Origin of the sequence: Mucilaginibacter mali, from assembly GCF_013283875.1 — a bacterium.
Classification (GTDB): Bacteria; Bacteroidota; Bacteroidia; order Sphingobacteriales; family Sphingobacteriaceae; genus Mucilaginibacter; species Mucilaginibacter mali.
Map to the genome: position 1 here is coordinate 2,919,234 of NZ_CP054139.1, position 17,031 is coordinate 2,936,264.

The following is a 17,031-nucleotide window of genomic DNA, read 5'->3' on the forward strand; positions in this document are numbered from 1 at the left end:
CCGTTAATTAAATAGCCAATTGTTACATTTACGCCCATCAATTATACACATGGAAAACAAACCCATAGCCCGCACCTTCCGCCTGTTATCGCAACTGATGGAGCTGCACGAGCAAAATCCGTTCAAAATAAAATCGATAGCCAACGCCGCTTTTAAACTGGATAAGCTGCCCTTTCCCATTGCCGGTAAAAACCTGGCCGAACTGGAAAAGGTTGACGGAATTGGCAAAAGCATAGCCGCCAAAATTGTGGAACTGCTGGAAACCGGCCAGATAACCGAGATGCAGGAACTACTGGACGCCACGCCGCCGGGCATTGTAGAAATGCTGGGCATTAAAGGCATCGGCCCTAAAAAGATAGCTACCATCTGGCACGACCTGGGCATCGAAAACATTGGCGAATTGTACTATGCCTGTAACGAAAACCGCCTGATAGAGGCCAAGGGCTTCGGCCTGAAGACACAGGAAGAGATCCGCAAGGTGATCGAATACCGCATGGCCAGCAACGGCAAATTCCTGTACGCGCAGATAGAGGCCGATGCCGATAAACTGATCCAATTATTAAAGGATACGCTGCCCGGCGCGCTGATAGAGTTTGGTGGCGAGTATCGCCGCAAATGCGAGATCGTATGCGAATTGATGATCGTTATCGGCAGCCGCGACGACCAATTGGCCGAGGAGGCGCTGATGGGATCGGGCATTATAAATAATATGGTACAAAACGGCCACCACCTTAATGGCGAACTGGAAAGCGGTTTGCTGGTCGACCTGGTTTGCGTGCGCAAAGCCGATTTCCATTATACCCTGTTTCAACAAACCGGCACCGAAAAGCATGTGGAGGCGGTAATGGAACGTATAACTGTGCCAATGAGTCAGCCCGAGCACGAGCAAATGATCTACCAAAAGGCTGGTCTGCAATTTATGCTGCCCGAATTGCGCGAGGATGACCGCTTTATTGAAATGGCGCATCAAAACAAACTGCCCGACCTGATCACTATTTACGACCTGAAGGGTTCGCTGCACAACCACAGTACCTGGAGCGATGGCGTGAACACGCTGGAGGAAATGGCCGTTTACTGCCGCGATAAAATGAAGTTGGAATACCTGGGCATTTGCGATCACAGTAAAAGTGCCTTTTACGCCAAGGGTATGAGTATTGAAAGCGTACTGCAGCAGCACGAGGAGATAGACCACCTGAATAAAAAACTGGATGGCTTCCATATATTTAAAGGTATCGAATCGGATATTTTGGGCGATGGTTCGCTGGATTACCCTGATGAGGTCTTGCAACGTTTTGATTTCATTGTCGCCTCGGTACACTCCAACCTAAAAATGACCGAGGACAAAGCTACCTCGCGCATCATCAAAGCGGTTGAAAATCCGTATACTACCATGTTGGGCCACCCTACCGGCCGTTTGCTGTTAAGTCGCGAGGGCTACCCTATCGACCATAAAAAAGTGATTGACGCCTGCGCGGCCAATGGCGTATCGATAGAGATCAATGCCAACCCGCTACGTTTAGACCTCGACTGGCGCTGGCAGCAATACGCGCTGGAAAAGGGCGTTTGGCTGTCCATCAACCCCGATGCACACCGTACCGAAGGTTTCCATGATATGAAGTACGGCGTTTTTGCCGCACGCAAAGGTGGTTTATCAAAGGATATGTGTGTGAATGCCTTGTCGCTGGCGGAGATCGACGCGTTTTTTAAGAAGAAGAAAGCGCGGTAGACCTGCATATCTGTAGACTCACCCCGACTACGCTTCGCTGGTCGGCCCTCTCTTCGCTACGCACAAAGAAGGCAGGAGCAGTATCGGATAACCTCGTCCCCTCTTTTCGCGCAGCGAAGAGAGGGTGGTCGGGCGAAGCAACGACCGGGTGAGTAATTGCTACGATGCATAATTACCGATATTATCCCTAATTTTACCCCATGAGCAACCGCATCAAGGAAAAGATACAAGCCAAAATACTCACCCTGCCCCAACTAAAAACCATTGTTGATGACTGGAAGACGGCGGGCGAAAAGGTGGTGTTTACCAATGGCGTGTTCGATCTGCTGCATACCGGACATATCACTTACCTGGCCGATGCGGCATCCCTGGGAACAAAACTCATTATCGGCTTAAATTCGGATGCATCGGTAAAGCGTTTAAAAGGCCCCGAGCGCCCGGTGAACGACCAGGACAGCCGCGCCTTATTACTGGCCAGTTTCCTTTTTACCGACGCGATTGTAATATTTGAAGAGGATACGCCGTTAAACCTCATTACCAACCTGTTGCCCGATGTTTTGGCCAAAGGCGGCGATTATACGGTGGATACCATTGTTGGCGCCAAAGAGGTGATGGCCAATGGTGGCGATGTAAAGGTGATCAACTTTGTCGACGGGTTTTCGTCCACAGCTATCATCCGTAAAATAAGAGACATACAATAAATGAAGATCCTGGTTATCCGTTTCAGCTCCATGGGCGATATTATTTACACCACACCTGTAGTGCGGTGCTTAAAGCAACTGCCCGATGTGGAGGTGCACTTTTTAACCAAGCCTGCTTTCAGGTATATTTACGATAATAACCCCTATCTTGATAAGCTGCTGCTGTTAAAGGAAAGCCTGTCGGATACCATTACGGAAATCAAAGCCGAAAATTACGACCTGATCGTGGATCTGCATAGCAATCTGCGGACGGCGATCATCAAGTTGCGCACGGGCATTAAATCAACCACTTATAATAAGCAAAGGGTTAGCAAATGGCTTAGCCTTAAGTTTAAGCTGAAGTTGGTTGAACCGGTGCATTTGGTAGAGCGGTACTTAAAAACCATAAAATTTTTGGGCGTGGTGAACGATAACCTGCCTATCGATTACTATATCAAAAAAGATCATAGTGTAGCGAAGTTGCTGCCCCCATCACACAAAAAATTTATGGCCTTTGTGATAGGCGCTACCCACTTTACCAAGCGCATGCCCAACGAAAAGGTGATCAGCATTTGCCGGCAAATGCGCTTACCCGTAGTATTGCTGGGCGGTAACGATGTGAAGGAGAACGGCGATATCATAGCCAAAGCTGTTGGCCCCTATGTATATAATGCCTGCGGCATCACCACGTTGGATGAATCGGTATACCTGGTATCAAAAGCCGAAGCCGTGGTGGGTTTCGATACCGGCCTTACGCATATTGCCGAAGCATTTAATAAACCCATCGCTTCGATATGGGGCAGCACCGTGCCCGAATTATTGGGTGTGCAGCCTTATATGGTTAAAAAATCGCTTACTGCCGGGGTTACCCTGCCTTGTCGCCCGTGTTCAAAATTCGGGCAGGCGGCTTGTCCGCTGGGGCACTTTAAGTGTATGACGGAGATAGACGAGCGCGAGATCATAAATTTTACAAATAATTAGCCGCAGGCTAAAGCTAAAATTTGCATCTTAGTTACACAGATGAAGAAAACATTATTCATAATCCCCTTAATTTGCCTGTTATGTGGCGCGGCCCACGCGCAGCGCAAAATAGAATATGGTTTTAGAGTTGGCGGCGGTTTGGCCATACAGCATATCGATAACAGCGGCATCTTGTCAAACCAGTCGGTGCGTACTTTTACAGCCGGCGTATTCACAAACGTACCAGTGTTGAAGGAATACTATTTGCGCGGCGGCGTTTCCCTAACTACCAAAGGCACCGAATATACCGAAGACGCGCTAACCACCACCAACAAAATAAGATACATTGAAATACCGGTAGACCTGATGCGCAAGTACAGCATCCCAAAACTGGGAAAGCTGATAGCCGGAGCCGGTTTTTACGCGGCATCTACCAACGGCGGCAGCCTTACTTACGAAACACCCAATAGCACAACATCAAACAAAGCCGAGTTTGGCAGCGATTACGATTTTACCCGCTACGATGCCGGCATCAATTTACTGGCCGGGCTGGAACTGGATAACCGCCTCACCTTTAACCTTGGGTACGATCTGGGTTTGATGAACATCGCATCGCAGGCGGTGAAGGATTCGGGGTATAAAGGAATATACAATCGCGAATTTACTATTACCCTTGGCTTAATATTTAAATAGGATACATACCTGATGAAAAAATTACTGTTGATACGCCACGCCAAAGCCGGTAGCCACGATATAAACGATTTCGACCGTCCGCTGACCGACCGTGGCATTCACGATGCCGCGATGATAGCCGGCAAACTAAAGCAAGCCGAACTGATCCCCGAGTATTTTGTTACCAGCCCCTCGCTGCGCACCAAAACCACCACCGATATTTTTGCAGGGGTTTTATCGGTTACCAACCGTGCTGATAACAAGCATATTTACGAAGCTAATACGCACGATCTGCTTAAAGTAATCGACCACTTGCCCGACGAGTATAGCTTCATCGCCCTGGTTGGCCATAACCCTGGCATTAGCCAGGTATTGTACGAGTTAACCGGCGAAATGCGCGATATGTCGCCCGCCGACGCTGCGCTGATCGGCTTTGATTTTGACGAATGGGAAATGGTGCATAGCGATACCGGCAAACTGGCCTGGTATGATTCGCCGAAGAATTATTGACTTTTTTAAGTATTAATAGCAATTTAACCACAAAGAGCACTAAGAAACACCTTATTGGTTAACACAAAGTTCACAAAGTTTTTTGAAGTGTTTAGACACAAAGGCTTTGTGGTTCTTTGTGCCTATTTACATAAGCAAGTCTTTGTGTACTTTGTGGTTAAATTGCCACAACGTGTATCTCAATTCACCACATAAGTCTTCCCCGGTAACGAGCGGATAAAGCCCTGCATTTCCATATTCAGCAGGTTCATGGCTAAGGTGCTGGTTGGCATGCTGATGCGGATGGCCAGGTCATCGATAGCCAGCGGGGCTTTATTATTGCGGATGGTTTCGTAGATCAATTGTTCGGGAGTGGATAGATCTATCGGCAGCATCAGTTGCTCGGGAACCGAACCCGCATCATCGCGCTTTTCCCAACCCATCATAAAGGCCAGGTCGGCCATACACGATAACAGCGAGGCTTTATTATTACGGATCAGGAAGTTACAGCCCTCCGAAAATTCATCATTTATCCGTCCCGGGAACGCGAATACATCGCGGTTGTACGAGTTGGCAATTTCGGCAGTAATGAGGGCGCCACCCTTTATACTGGCTTCCACTACTATCGTAGCATCAGCCATGCCGGCAACAATGCGGTTGCGTTGCGGGAAGTTCTCGCGGTTAGGTATCGTGCCCGATGGATATTCAGTCAGCACCGCGCCTTCCTTTTGCATTTTATCGGCTAAAGCACGGTTCCCTGCGGGATACATCGTATCAAAACCATGGCCCAGCACCCCTACTGTCGGGATATTATACTTCAGGCTGGCGCGATGTGCTGCGGTATCAATACCAAGGGCAAGTCCGCTTGCTATCAGTACATGATATTGCTGTAATTCTTCAATCAACTGGTTACAAAGGTGCTTGCCGTAGTCGGTGGCGTTTCGGGTGCCCACAATGCTGATCACCTTGGGTACATTGAAGTCGGCCATGCCTTTGCTGTACAATAATAACGGTGCATCGTCGCAGCTTTTCAGGCGCTTGGGGTAGCGGGCATCGTGATAATAAATAATGTCCACACCGTTCTTTTCGGCAAAGGCCAGCTCCTGTTCGGCGCGTAGTAATGGGGACTTCATATCGGCCAGCAGCCCCACGCGCTTATCGGCAATGCCGGGCACATTCTTTAGCTTGGCTACAGGCGTGTTGAATACGGCTTCGGCGCTGCCGGCGTAGGCTATCATGGCACGGGCATAAGCCGGGCCAATACCTTTTATAAATGTGAGGGCAACCTGGTGTAATAAGGACATTTGCCCGCTAATATAACTAACCGCCGCAATTTGCTAAAACAATTAGGAAAATATCGGGTTATAATTTTGCACCTCTCCTTCGGAGAGGATTTAAGAAGCATATTTTTAGAACCCTCTCCGTTGGAGATGGCAGGGAGAGGTAAAACATTTCTGTTATGAAAACTACCAAAGCACGTAACACCTATCGCTATTTTACAGCAGTAACCGTAAGCCTGGGACTAACCTTTGCCGGTATAGTAAAAGCACAGGAGCCACCCAAACCCGGCACGCCGCCTACACCGCCACCATCGCCGGTGGAAGTTTTTAATAAAATAAATCCGTTTAAAAAGAATAAAAAGGCCGCCCCTGCCCCGCCGGTTGCCGATGATAAAAAGGTTCCAAAGGCTGGGCCGGCTGAAAAAGCGGATGGGCCGGGCACCCCGCCGCCGCCACCAAATCCCTTAGATCTGTTTAAGAAAAATAAAAAGGCCGAGCCTAAAAAGCCGCCGGTGCCGCCAGCGGCACACTAACATTATACCTGACCTTCGGCACGGGCAAAGCCCACCGTTTCGCGATAAACCTGTGGAGGTACGCTTGCATTGGTTTTAAAAAACCGGCTGAAGTAAAATTCATCGTTAAAGCCCAGTTCGTACGCTATGGTTTTTACGGGTTTTGATGTAAGGTATAGTTCTCGTTTAGCCTCGATGATAATACGTTCGGCTATCAGGTTTGTGAGGGTTTTATTAAAATGTGTTTTAGTAACCCGGTTAAGTGCCTTGGTAGTAATATTAAGCATATCGGCATATTCGCCGGGGCTGTGCTTTGTTTTATAATGCTCTTCAATTGCATCTTTAAGTGTTTGTAATATAAAAGGCTCCTTTTCATGTTTAAAAACAGGCTCCAGGTTTTGGCTTAGCTTAAGACGCGACGCGTTGATCAAAAATATCTTCAGGTACGATACCATCAACTCATATTGAGCAAGGTCTGCGTTTTGCATCTCAATTTTTAATTGATCTATCAACATTAACATCGCCTGCACATCCTGATCGCCTAAATTAACCAGCGGCGATTTATAAATATTATTAAACAGCACGCCGTTACAAGCCACTTCAGCCTGGTGTTTATGGATGCAGAAAAAATCAGGGTGAAAGCTGATCAATATACCTTTAAACCCATTATCGGCCTTAAACATAAAGGGCTGATAAACCGCAAAGCAAGCCAGCGTATTAGCTGTAAAAAAATATTCCGACATATCGGTTTTAACCTTTCCAGCACCATTCAAAACCAGGATAATGGAGTAGTAATTATAGTTCTTTGTGTGGTTAAAATAGGAGTCGTCTTCAAAACCGAATATTTTAAAGGCCAGCGCGTTTGTTTGCGGGTTAATTAAAGTAAAAGCGGTCTGCGCGGTCAAGTCGGTAGTCATTTAATACGGAATATTTTAAAACAAGGTACGGTCGGTTTCGGATATTTCCATATCGTTAATACTGGCAAAACGTTTTCGCATCAGGCCGTTTTCGTCAAACTCCCAAAGTTCGTTACCGTAGCTGCGGTACCATTGGCCGGCTGCATTGTGCCATTCATATTCAAAGCGCACCGCCATCCGGTTTTCGCGGAAGCCCCATAGTTCCTTCTTTAATTTATAATCAAGTTCCTTTTCCCATTTGCGGGTTAAAAAGGCTTTTACCTCGTCGCGGCCGTTTATAAATTCAGTTCGGTTACGCCATTCGGTATCAAGGGTATAGGCCAGGCAAACCTTTTCCGGATCGCGGGTATTCCAGGCATCTTGGGCCATTTGCACTTTTTGCAAAGCCGTTTCCATATTAAAAGGAGGAAAGGGTGTTTTTTGTTCCATTGTGATGTTTTTTATAAGGCGGGATAAAATTAATTATTTTATCCCGCCTTTAAAGTAAGGGTTACTTATATGGCTGCGCTTTCCAACAGATCGGCCACAGGGAAATCATTCAGCACATCTGCCGCATTATTAAAATAGTTGGTAAAGATATTCAGGCCAACATGGGCGATGATCTCGGCAATCGCGGCTTCACTGTAACCGGCATTCTTCAGCGCGTTCACATCGGCATCGTTCACCAGGCCCTTTTTTTCAACCAGGATGCGGGCAAAATCAAGCGCGGCCTGTATTTTGGCATCACCCGATCGGCCTTCGTGAGCCGCCTTTAACGACGCGGCATCGATGTGCATCATTTTTTCACCAATAAAATTATGGGCCGAATTACAATAGGTACAGCTATTGGCGTTAGCCACTGTAATGGCCAGCAGTTGACCAAGCTTGCCACCTATCGAGCTTTTGCCCAACGCGTTGTTCAAGCCAAGATATCCCTCCAGCACAGCAGGCGAATTACCCATAGTACGCATCATATTAGGTATCATCCCTAATTTGGTTTGGATGGCGTTAAATAACTCTTTACTTGCGCCTGTAGTTGCTTCGGGGTTTAGTGCGGTTATGCGTTGCATTTTGTTTAAGATTTAATTTGTCGTTATTGACAATACAAAGGTGCACAGCCTGCCCTGCCCTTGCCATGGATGATGGTAGCCAGTGCATGGACAAAAAGGACAGATTTAAACACTCCAAAAAAAACTATAAAAATAGTTTGCAAACTATAAAAATAGTTTGCACCTTTATTAAACCAAACTATAAAAATAGTTTCTCCTGATAATTTAGTTAACAATATATATGACGTTGATAAAAGAACTTACCAAAGCCGAAGAACAAGTGATGCAGATATTATGGCAACTGGGCGAAGCCATTGTGAAAGACATCCTTGAAAAAATGCCCGACCCGCGACCGGCCTATAACACCGTATCAACAGTGGTGCGCGTGCTGGAGGGCAAGGGTTTTATAGATCATAAAGCCTATGGCAACTCGCACGTGTACTTTGCCACCATCAGCGAAGCCGAGTACAAAAAGTTCACGTTTGATAAAATGATGAGCAGCTATTTCAGCAACTCCTACAAAAGCCTGGTATCTTTTTTAGTGCAGGAAAAAAACCTGAGCGCCGAGGAACTGGACGAAATAAGCAAACTGGCCGAAAAACTTAAAAACAAAAGATCATGAACTGGATATATTACCTGTTAGAGGCTAACCTGTACCTCGCCGCGTTTTACCTGGTTTATTACTTTGTTTTACGCCGGGAAACTTACTACCAGCTTAACCGGGCCTATCTGCTTGCCGCCTGTATAATAGCCTTCATTATTCCGCTGATGCAGGTTGGCAGTTTGCGCACCTACACTCCGCAGCCACAGCCAACAGTTTCGCCGGCCATATCGGTAATTGATCCGGCTATCATCCAGCACGATCAGGCTATTGCCACAGTAAACACCACTTATGTATGGACCACTGCCGATTACTACTTGCTGGCCTATATGCTGGTTGCGGTAATTATGCTGTTAGTTTTTGGTATCAAGTTGTTTAAACTGATACAATTATCCCGTAAGACAAGGCAAGCCGGCAATGGCTTCTACATGGTGGAGATTGCCGACGACAACAACGCGTTCTCGTTCTTTAAATACCTGTTTATCGATCCTAAACTGGCCGGCTCCACAGCCATCGTTCAGCACGAACTGGTGCATATCCGCCAAAGGCATAGTCTGGATATCGTTTTCCTGGAACTGTTTAAGATCGTCAACTGGTTTAACCCGGTGGCCTATCTGCTGCAAAATAGCATTAAAGAACTGCACGAGTTTATTGCCGACCAGGAAACCGCCCGCCAGCAAGACGACGTAAACGGCTATACCGATTTCCTGATCAACAATGCCTATGGCTTTATACCACGCACACTTACTCATAATTTCTTCAATAAGAACCTGTTAAAAACCCGTATAATAATGCTCCACCAAAAACGCTCGGGCGGCTTAGCGAGGCTAAAGCTGCTGCTCATCCTGCCGTTATGCGCCGGCCTGCTTTGCGCATCAACACTGGCATTTTCAAAAACTTATGGCTACGTAGATCTGCTGCCACACAAAGCCACGGCCGATAGCGGAAAAGTGCCACCTCCCCCGCCACCTCCCGCTGCTCCTCATGATGTAAAATATACAGGCATGCAAACACCACCGCCGCCGCCACCACCTATGGTACTGAATAAGAACTACATAGAACTTGGTATCTATATGCAAAATCATTTAAAATACCCTAAAGTTGCAGCCGACAGTCATACCGCGGGTACAGTGATCATTAACTTCAGGTTAGATGAAAAGCACATGATCACCGATTTAAAGGTGGAAAAAAGCATAGGTAATGGCCTTGATGAAGAGGCCATAAGGCTGATGCACGATTTTAAAAAACCGGTTAATGATAAACCCGGCTATCACACTATCGGCCTCGACTTCAGACTTAAAGACCAGCGCTTTAAAGAAACCGTATCGCCCGAAGCAAAAAACAAACCCGGTTACGTAGGCGAATTATCGCTGCCCGGATCTTTACGCTTTCCGCCACCGGTGATCAAGGCAGATGGCGTGAGCAGTACTTCACCAAAACCAAAGGTAGACCGGGTGCGCTTCCCGCCGCCGGTGGTTGTGGCCGACACTAATATTAAAAACCCACCAAAACCGAAGGTAGACCGGGTACGTTTCCCGCCACCAGTGGTCAGGGCCGATGTTAATACCAAAACATCACCCAAGCATAAGGTAGACCAGGTACGATTCCCGCCACCGGTAATTAGGCCCGATGGCAAGGTTCCGCCTCCGCCGCCAAAACCGAAGGTTGATAGAGTACGCTTCCCGGATACCACAGGCGCTGCCGATTTTAGTGAATTTTACTCGCAAATGGCAAGAACGGTCCGCTATTCTTCAGAAGCGCGTGAAAAAGGGTTACAAGGAAGGGTAATAGCAGTTTTTAATATAGACAGCGACCGCCGGATACGTAATATTAAGATCATGAGGGGCTTGAACGATGCGCAGAACGAGGAATTAGTTAACCGCATATTTGATGGCATTGTGCCTGCATCGGCCAAAACGGGCGTTAATTATATCATGACGTTTAACTTCAACCTGGTTGACGATGCCGGCAACAACGTAAAAATGAGCCCCAATTTTAAAGGTAAAAACTATATTAAGGATTATAAACCCAACAATTTTCCTTACACCTCATTGCACGAGGTGGTACTGGTGTCAAGAGTAAAATAACAAAGGAATCCCTAACATGATAAAACAAGAAAACCGGGAAATTAATTTCCCGGCTTTCTTGTTTTATCAGCAGACCTAACCTTTTACATAGATCACCTGCTTGGTATCAAAAAACTCCTCGCTAAAGTGATCCTTTAAATAATATTGCTGCACCTTCAGTCCCGATTCTTTGATTTCCTGCTCCAAATCGCCGCCCTTTAGGTACAGGATGCCGTTGGGGAGCGTATTCTTCGATTCTTTATTGAATTTGCCCCGCACCCACGGATAAAAATCCTTTAGCTGCGTTACCGCGCGCGATACCACAAAATCAAACTTACCGGAGATATCCTCGGCCCTGCTGTGCGATGCCTTCAGGTTTTGCAGACCGATGGCCTTAGCCACCTCCTGCACAACCTTTATCTTTTTACCAATGGAATCGACCAAATGAAAAGATGTTTCCGGGAACATAATAGCCAGCGGAATGCCGGGAAAGCCACCGCCCGTGCCCACATCCATCACCTGTTCGCCGGGGAGAAACTGCATCACTTTGGCTACGCCCAGCGAATGCAGCACATGCCGCTCTGGCAACAGGTCGATATCCTTTCGCGATACCACGTTTATCTGGTTATTCCAGTATTCGTACAACTCGGGCAACCGGTCGTACTGCTCAATTTGCTGTCCGGATAAATTGGGGAAGTATTTTTTTATAAGATCAGATCTCATCTTTATTCAGGTGGCTTACAATGCTGCCCAGTAAGTAGCGGGCTTTAAACAACTGGCCTTTTACGGTACCAATGGGCAGGTCCAGTTGTTGGGCAATCTCCTCGTATGATAGTTCATCAAAATAACGCAGCGTGATCAGGCGGTAATAACGCGGCGGCAGGCTCTCTATCAGCGATTTTAACTCTTGCGTTTGCTGATTTTTTATCCAGGTTTCCTCGGGGTTTAGCACATCGGCAGCAATTTGCAGCGCGCGCTCATCGCCATCGTCATCCAGCATGCCGTTAAGCGACATGGTGTTCAGCTTCTTCTTGCGGATAAAATCGATACAGTTATTAGTCGCCACCCTAAACAGCCAGGTACTAAAGGCATGGCTGGGCTGGTATTTGTCCAGTTTTTCAAAAGCCTTGCCAAAGGTTTCAACGGTAAGGTCCATAGCGTCCTCTTTATTGTTCACCATTTTAAGGGCCATAAAGTAAATCGCGTCCTTATACCGCTGCATCAAATCGGCATACGCCCGCTGGTCTCCGTTAAGCGCCTTCTGCACCAACTGGAAATCGTTCTTCGCATTTTCGGTAAAATTGTTATTTACTTCCATTGCTTTGTTTTAATAAAGGATCCGATAAGGCCAAAAACATTCAGATAAAAATAGTACAATATATCTAAAAACGGCAGGTAGAATAGCATCTCTTTGGCTTTCAGCTTTTTAAAAATCCTGGCGTAAAAAAACAATTGTATGATCAGCCTAAACCCGAACAAACCTAATGCCAATAATGGCTCAAAACCGGTAATGAACGAAATGATCAGCAACACATAGTAAATAAAACCGCTCAACGCGTCGGTAGTCAACATGGCGCGGTGATGATTTTTGTAATATTTCCCCACGCCGGTATGGCGCTTTTTTTGGCGGTACCACCCGTTAAAGGTAGTTTTTGCCTGGCTATAGGTAAAGGCGTCGGGGTCTATCTCTATCTTCACATTATCATGCGTAGCATTCTGATTAACAAACAGATCATCATCGCCCGATAGCAAATGCATGTGCGAAGCGAAGCCTTTTGATCTGAAAAACAGCGTTTTAGTATACGCCAGGTTGCGCCCTATGCCCATGTAAGCATCGCCATGCAAAGCGGCCGAAAGATAATTGATACCCGTTTTCAATGTCTCGAAGCGAATAAAAGCATTCATAAAACCGGCGGCCTTTTGGTAGGGCGAGTAGCCCAGAACAATTTCGGTATTGCCGCTAAAGTTGCGCGTCATCAGGCGGATCCATTGGTCGCTGGCGGGGATGCAATCGGCGTCGGTAAATAATAAATGTTCGTTAGCCGCGGCTTTTATTCCCAGGGTTAGGGCAAATTTTTTCCCGGTTTTAAAGCGGTCGTGCTCGGTAATGGTAACCACCTTAAGGCGCGTGTAATTGGCCTGCATCTCCATCAGCAAAATATCCGACCCGTCCGACGAGCAATCGTTGATCAGGATCACCTCAAAATCGGGGTAATCCTGCGTTAAAATGGCCGGCAAAAACTGGCTGAGGTTTTTAGCCTCGTTACGCGCGCTGATGATAACTGATATGGGCAGCAACGGTTCAGCATCCGCTTCGCGCGGCGGTATTTTAAAGGCGGCCAGCCTGCCGTATTTGCCAATTAAAAAGTACAATTGTACAATAAGGCATAGCTGAAAAAGTACGAATAAGGTTATCTGTATAGTGTTTTCCAAAACCGGGTTTAAATAACGTGCAAAATTGGCAAAAATGTGCGGCATTATCTTAACATATCATAAATATTGTTAAGATAATTGGAGGTATTTTTACATGTAGAGACACGATACCTCGTGTCTCTGTTAACCACAGGCGAAATGGTAGAGAAAATGAGACACGAAGTATCGTGTCTCTACATTGATCCTCCGCACTTTCCGACTTTATTTGCTAATTTTGCAGCCCACAATGAAATTTACTTTAACAGCACAAGATAAGCTTAGCAAGGCCCGCGCCGGCGAGATCACTACCGACCACGGCGTGATACAAACCCCCATCTTTATGCCGGTTGGCACCGCGGGTACAGTAAAAGCCGTGCACCAGCGCGAACTGATGCAGGATATAGAAGCGCAGATCATCCTTGGTAATACTTATCATTTATACTTAAGGCCCGGTTTAGATACGCTTGAAAAAGCCGGTGGCCTGCACCAATTTAACGGCTGGGATAAACCCATCCTAACCGATAGCGGCGGCTACCAGGTGTATTCGCTAACAGAAGTACGCAAAATCAAAGAAGAAGGCGTAACGTTCCGTTCGCATATTGATGGCTCAAAACATTTATTTACGCCTGAAAACGTAATGGATACGCAACGCATTATCGGCGCCGATATTATCATGGCTTTTGACGAGTGCACGCCCTACCCTTGTGAATATCATTACGCCCGCCGCTCGCTGGATATGACTCATCGTTGGCTAAAACGCTGCTGCGATCGTTTCGACAACACCGAGCCTAAGTATGGATATAGCCAAACTTTGTTCCCCATTGTGCAGGGGTCAGTATATAAAGATCTGCGGGTAAAATCGGCCGAAGTGATCGCTTCGTTCGAGCGTGAGGGTAATGCCATCGGCGGTCTTTCCGTTGGCGAACCGGCCGAGGAAATGTACGCTATGACAGAAATTGTGTGCGACATATTACCGGAGCAAAAACCACGTTATCTAATGGGCGTTGGCACCCCGGTTAATATACTGGAGAACATTGCCCTGGGTATCGACATGTTTGACTGTGTTATGCCAACCCGTAATGCCCGCAACGGCATGTTGTTCACCAAAGATGGGATCATCAATATCCGCAATGAGAAGTGGAAGAATGATTTTACCCCTATTGAAGCAAACAGCGACCTGTGGGTAGATACGCAACATACCAAGGCTTATTTACGCCATCTGATCACATCGGGCGAGATCCTGGGGGCGCAGATAGCCAGCTTGCACAACCTGCATTTTTACCTGTGGCTGGTTAAAACCGCCCGCGAAAAGATCATCAGCGGCGAGTTTTACGAATGGAAAAAAATAATGGTCAACCGCTTAGGACAAAGATTATAAAAACATAAATGGCGTCGTTTTTAAAGAAACATTTACCGGTTATAGACCGCTATATTATTGGCAAATACCTGGGCACCTTTACCTTTACCCTGGCCGTATTTGCGGGCATCACCGTTGTTTTTGATATATCCGAACGCCTGGATAATTTCCTTAAAGGCAAGGCCCCTATCCATGATATCATATTTGAGTACTACGCCGGCTTTGTGCCTTTTTACCTGAATATGTTATCGCCGCTGATCAACTTTTTGGCGGTAATTTTCTTCACGGCCAAGATGGCCAACCAAACCGAGATTGTTCCGATACTGAGTGGCAAGGCCAGTTTTAACCGTTTTCTGCGCCCGTATTTTATTTCGGCAACTATTGTTTTCATCGTTTCGTTAGCGGCAAATGTGTTTCTTATCCCCTATACAAACCGACTAAAAAACAACTTCGAGAACATCTATTTTAACGATGTCGACCCAACCCGAAGCGAAACCCATATACAGCTTGACGCGCATACCTTCGTGTATTTGCAATCGTATGACGAGGTAACGCACATTGGCTATAATTTTATGCTGGAGCGCTTTGATGGCGACCAAATGCGCGAGCGTTTAACTGCCGGCCAGATCAGGTACGACTCGGTAAAAAACGTATGGAGCATTTTTACACCCAAGGTTAGATACATTAGCGGACTAAAAGAAAAACTGGTTGACCTGCCTACCAAAGATACCGTTTTAGAGATGCGCCCGCGCGATTTTGTGGTGCGCGATAATGTGTACATGGCCATATCTACTAAAGAACTGCATAAAGATATTATTAAAGAAAAGATACGCGGCACCGGCGTTTTGATAGATATGCAGTTTGAGGAATACAAGCGTTTTGTATACCCGCTATCAACTTATGTACTTACGCTTATCGGTGTTTCCATCTCATCGCGCAAGGTGCGCGGGGGCATTGGCTTACCATTGGGGATAGGCATATTCCTTTGTTTCGCCTATATTGTGGTTGATAAATTTGCCTTTGTATTTTCCATAAAAGGCCATATGCCTCCTATTATTACAGTACTTATTCCAAATGCTTTGTTTGGTACATTAGGTTTTTATCTATTGGCAAAAGCTCCAAAATAATGGCGGATAAACAAGGTAACCCTGGTGTAAATAAGAACCTGCTGATACTTCATTTCACGGTTTTTATATGGGGATTTACCAGTATTTTAGGTAAGCTGATCTCTATTTCGGCGGTCTCACTGGTATGGTACCGGGTGTTCATTGCCTTTGTAAGCTTGTTTATTTACTTCAAATTTAACCGCGTCAACATCAAGGTAAGCCGCCAGACACTGATAAAACTGGTGCTCACAGGCGCACTGGTAGGTGGGCATTGGGTGCTTTTTTTCCTTGCTATTAAACTTTCAACTGTTCCTGTAACGCTGGTTTGCCTGTCAACTATCACACTTTTTACCGCCATTTTCGAGCCGATGTTCAAGAAAAAGAAAACATCAAAACTGGAAATATTGGCCGGCGTATTGATCGTTATCGGCATACTGGTTATTTTTAAATTTGAAAGCGGATACACTAAGGGTATGATAGCTGCGCTTATCAGCGCAGTATTTGCCAGTCTTTTTGCCATCATCAATTCCATCCAGGTGAAGAAAATGGAGGCACCGGTGATCGCTTTTTATGAACTGGTTGGCGCCTTCTGCTGGATCAGCATTTTCCTTTTTTTCACCGACGGATACAATCAAAGCCTGATCCTGAAAGGTACTGATATTGCCTACCTGCTCATCCTCGGTGTGGTTTGCACCTCGCTGGCCTACGTTGCCGGCGTATCTGTAATGCGCGAAATATCCGCCTTTAAAGTTGCCCTCGTTACCAACCTCGAGCCGGTTTACGGCATCCTGCTATCGTTCATTTTTTTTGGTGATAACAACAAAATGGGCCTGGGTTTTTGGATAGGTGCCACCATTGTTTTATCCACTATTTTCCTGTACCCGGTAGCCCAAACCCGCATAGCGAAGTATCGCTCACGGTAAAACCAATCCAATAGGGGAGGCGCATTAAGTTATATTTATGCGTTGACCTCCGTTGCTTTTCTGTATACAAAATCTATTTTCCGAGGACGTTCCATTCAATAAAAAACAGCGTTAAAATGTTGCCACTTAGTGTAGTTATATTTCACTAAACAAGCATAAACAGGCAAAAAATCACACAATTAGAAAACGTTCTCATTATCAATTAATTAAAAATAAAGCCACAACAGATTATAAAGGCATATAATTACCAATACAGGTTAAAATCAGGCTATATATTATTTTAATAATCAATTATTTAACTA

The 17,031-nt window shown here is 46.1% G+C and carries 18 protein-coding genes; 11 read left to right on the top strand and 7 right to left on the bottom strand.

Going from position 1 to position 17,031, the window contains the following annotated elements; translation table 11 throughout:
• Window positions 1-49: 49 nt before the first annotated feature.
• The 5 genes from HQ865_RS12420 (at window position 50) to HQ865_RS12440 (ending at window position 4,548) form a co-directional block, all read left to right on the top strand.
• A complete protein-coding gene (locus tag HQ865_RS12420; RefSeq protein WP_173415200.1) occupies window positions 50-1,726 on the top strand; it encodes a DNA polymerase/3'-5' exonuclease PolX in 1,677 nt (558 codons plus the stop codon).
• Between the two features lie 200 nt (window positions 1,727-1,926).
• Window positions 1,927-2,427: a D-glycero-beta-D-manno-heptose 1-phosphate adenylyltransferase gene (gene rfaE2, locus HQ865_RS12425; protein ID WP_173415201.1), complete on the top strand. Its 501-nt coding sequence runs from the start codon at window positions 1,927-1,929 to the stop codon at window positions 2,425-2,427.
• On the top strand, window positions 2,428-3,387 hold the full coding sequence (locus HQ865_RS12430) for a glycosyltransferase family 9 protein (protein WP_173415202.1): 960 nt from the start codon (window positions 2,428-2,430) through the stop codon (window positions 3,385-3,387). It abuts the gene before it with no gap.
• 39 nt (window positions 3,388-3,426) lie between these two features.
• On the top strand, window positions 3,427-4,059 hold the full coding sequence (locus HQ865_RS12435; protein ID WP_173415203.1) for a porin family protein: 633 nt from the start codon (window positions 3,427-3,429) through the stop codon (window positions 4,057-4,059).
• A 12-nt stretch (window positions 4,060-4,071) separates the two neighbouring features.
• Window positions 4,072-4,548: a SixA phosphatase family protein gene (locus HQ865_RS12440; RefSeq protein ID WP_173415204.1), complete on the top strand. Its 477-nt coding sequence runs from the start codon at window positions 4,072-4,074 to the stop codon at window positions 4,546-4,548.
• Between the two features lie 179 nt (window positions 4,549-4,727).
• On the opposite strand, the gene dprA is transcribed toward HQ865_RS12440, so the two are convergent.
• Entirely contained in the window at window positions 4,728-5,831 is a 1,104-nt protein-coding gene (gene dprA / locus HQ865_RS12445; RefSeq protein ID WP_173415205.1) for a DNA-processing protein DprA, read from the bottom strand.
• A 155-nt stretch (window positions 5,832-5,986) separates the two neighbouring features.
• Between dprA and HQ865_RS12450 the strand changes: the two genes are divergently transcribed.
• Complete coding sequence (locus tag HQ865_RS12450; RefSeq protein WP_173415206.1) at window positions 5,987-6,340, top strand: hypothetical protein; 354 nt, start codon at window positions 5,987-5,989, stop codon at window positions 6,338-6,340.
• A gap of 2 nt (window positions 6,341-6,342) precedes the next feature.
• Here the strand turns inward: HQ865_RS12450 and HQ865_RS12455 are convergent, their stop codons facing one another.
• From HQ865_RS12455 to HQ865_RS12465, 3 genes are all read right to left on the bottom strand, one after another.
• Complete coding sequence (locus HQ865_RS12455) at window positions 6,343-7,236, bottom strand: helix-turn-helix domain-containing protein (RefSeq protein WP_173415207.1); 894 nt, start codon at window positions 7,234-7,236, stop codon at window positions 6,343-6,345.
• Between the two features lie 15 nt (window positions 7,237-7,251).
• Window positions 7,252-7,665 (bottom strand): nuclear transport factor 2 family protein, encoded by a 414-nt coding sequence (locus tag HQ865_RS12460; RefSeq protein WP_173415208.1) that lies wholly within the window; start codon window positions 7,663-7,665, stop codon window positions 7,252-7,254.
• 65 nt (window positions 7,666-7,730) lie between these two features.
• Window positions 7,731-8,285 carry a carboxymuconolactone decarboxylase family protein gene (locus HQ865_RS12465; protein ID WP_173415209.1) on the bottom strand — a complete coding sequence of 185 codons (555 nt, stop codon included), beginning with the start codon at window positions 8,283-8,285 and terminating at the stop codon, window positions 7,731-7,733.
• A 220-nt stretch (window positions 8,286-8,505) separates the two neighbouring features.
• Here HQ865_RS12465 and HQ865_RS12470 point away from each other — a divergent pair, with 220 nt between their 5' ends.
• Window positions 8,506-8,886, top strand: coding sequence for a BlaI/MecI/CopY family transcriptional regulator (locus HQ865_RS12470; RefSeq protein ID WP_173415210.1), 381 nt, complete (start codon window positions 8,506-8,508; stop codon window positions 8,884-8,886).
• Window positions 8,883-10,952: an energy transducer TonB gene (locus tag HQ865_RS12475; RefSeq protein WP_173415211.1), complete on the top strand. Its 2,070-nt coding sequence runs from the start codon at window positions 8,883-8,885 to the stop codon at window positions 10,950-10,952. Before HQ865_RS12470 ends, HQ865_RS12475 begins: the two co-directional genes overlap by 4 nt.
• Before the next feature lie 75 nt (window positions 10,953-11,027).
• Here HQ865_RS12475 and rsmG read toward each other — a convergent pair whose 3' ends face one another.
• The 3 genes from rsmG to HQ865_RS12490 are packed head-to-tail and all read right to left on the bottom strand — an operon-like array spanning window position 11,028 to window position 13,409.
• Complete coding sequence (gene rsmG / locus HQ865_RS12480) at window positions 11,028-11,654, bottom strand: 16S rRNA (guanine(527)-N(7))-methyltransferase RsmG (RefSeq protein ID WP_173415212.1); 627 nt, start codon at window positions 11,652-11,654, stop codon at window positions 11,028-11,030.
• Window positions 11,644-12,249: an RNA polymerase sigma factor gene (locus HQ865_RS12485; protein WP_173415213.1), complete on the bottom strand. Its 606-nt coding sequence runs from the start codon at window positions 12,247-12,249 to the stop codon at window positions 11,644-11,646. Before HQ865_RS12485 ends, rsmG begins: the two co-directional genes overlap by 11 nt.
• The gene (locus HQ865_RS12490; RefSeq protein WP_173415214.1) at window positions 12,240-13,409 is read right to left on the bottom strand and encodes a glycosyltransferase; all 1,170 of its coding nucleotides are present in this window, start codon (window positions 13,407-13,409) and stop codon (window positions 12,240-12,242) included. The genes HQ865_RS12485 and HQ865_RS12490 overlap by 10 nt, the downstream gene beginning before the upstream one ends.
• A 181-nt stretch (window positions 13,410-13,590) precedes the next feature.
• Here HQ865_RS12490 and tgt point away from each other — a divergent pair, with 181 nt between their 5' ends.
• Genes tgt through HQ865_RS12505 form a run of 3 tightly spaced genes read left to right on the top strand, consistent with a single transcriptional unit; the run spans window position 13,591 to window position 16,729 of the window.
• A complete protein-coding gene (gene tgt / locus HQ865_RS12495; protein WP_173415215.1) occupies window positions 13,591-14,721 on the top strand; it encodes a tRNA guanosine(34) transglycosylase Tgt in 1,131 nt (376 codons plus the stop codon).
• 8 nt (window positions 14,722-14,729) lie between these two features.
• Window positions 14,730-15,827 carry an LptF/LptG family permease gene (locus HQ865_RS12500; RefSeq protein WP_173415216.1) on the top strand — a complete coding sequence of 366 codons (1,098 nt, stop codon included), beginning with the start codon at window positions 14,730-14,732 and terminating at the stop codon, window positions 15,825-15,827.
• Window positions 15,827-16,729, top strand: coding sequence for a DMT family transporter (locus HQ865_RS12505; RefSeq protein ID WP_173415217.1), 903 nt, complete (start codon window positions 15,827-15,829; stop codon window positions 16,727-16,729). The genes HQ865_RS12500 and HQ865_RS12505 overlap by 1 nt, the downstream gene beginning before the upstream one ends.
• The last annotated feature ends 302 nt before the right edge of the window (window positions 16,730-17,031 follow it).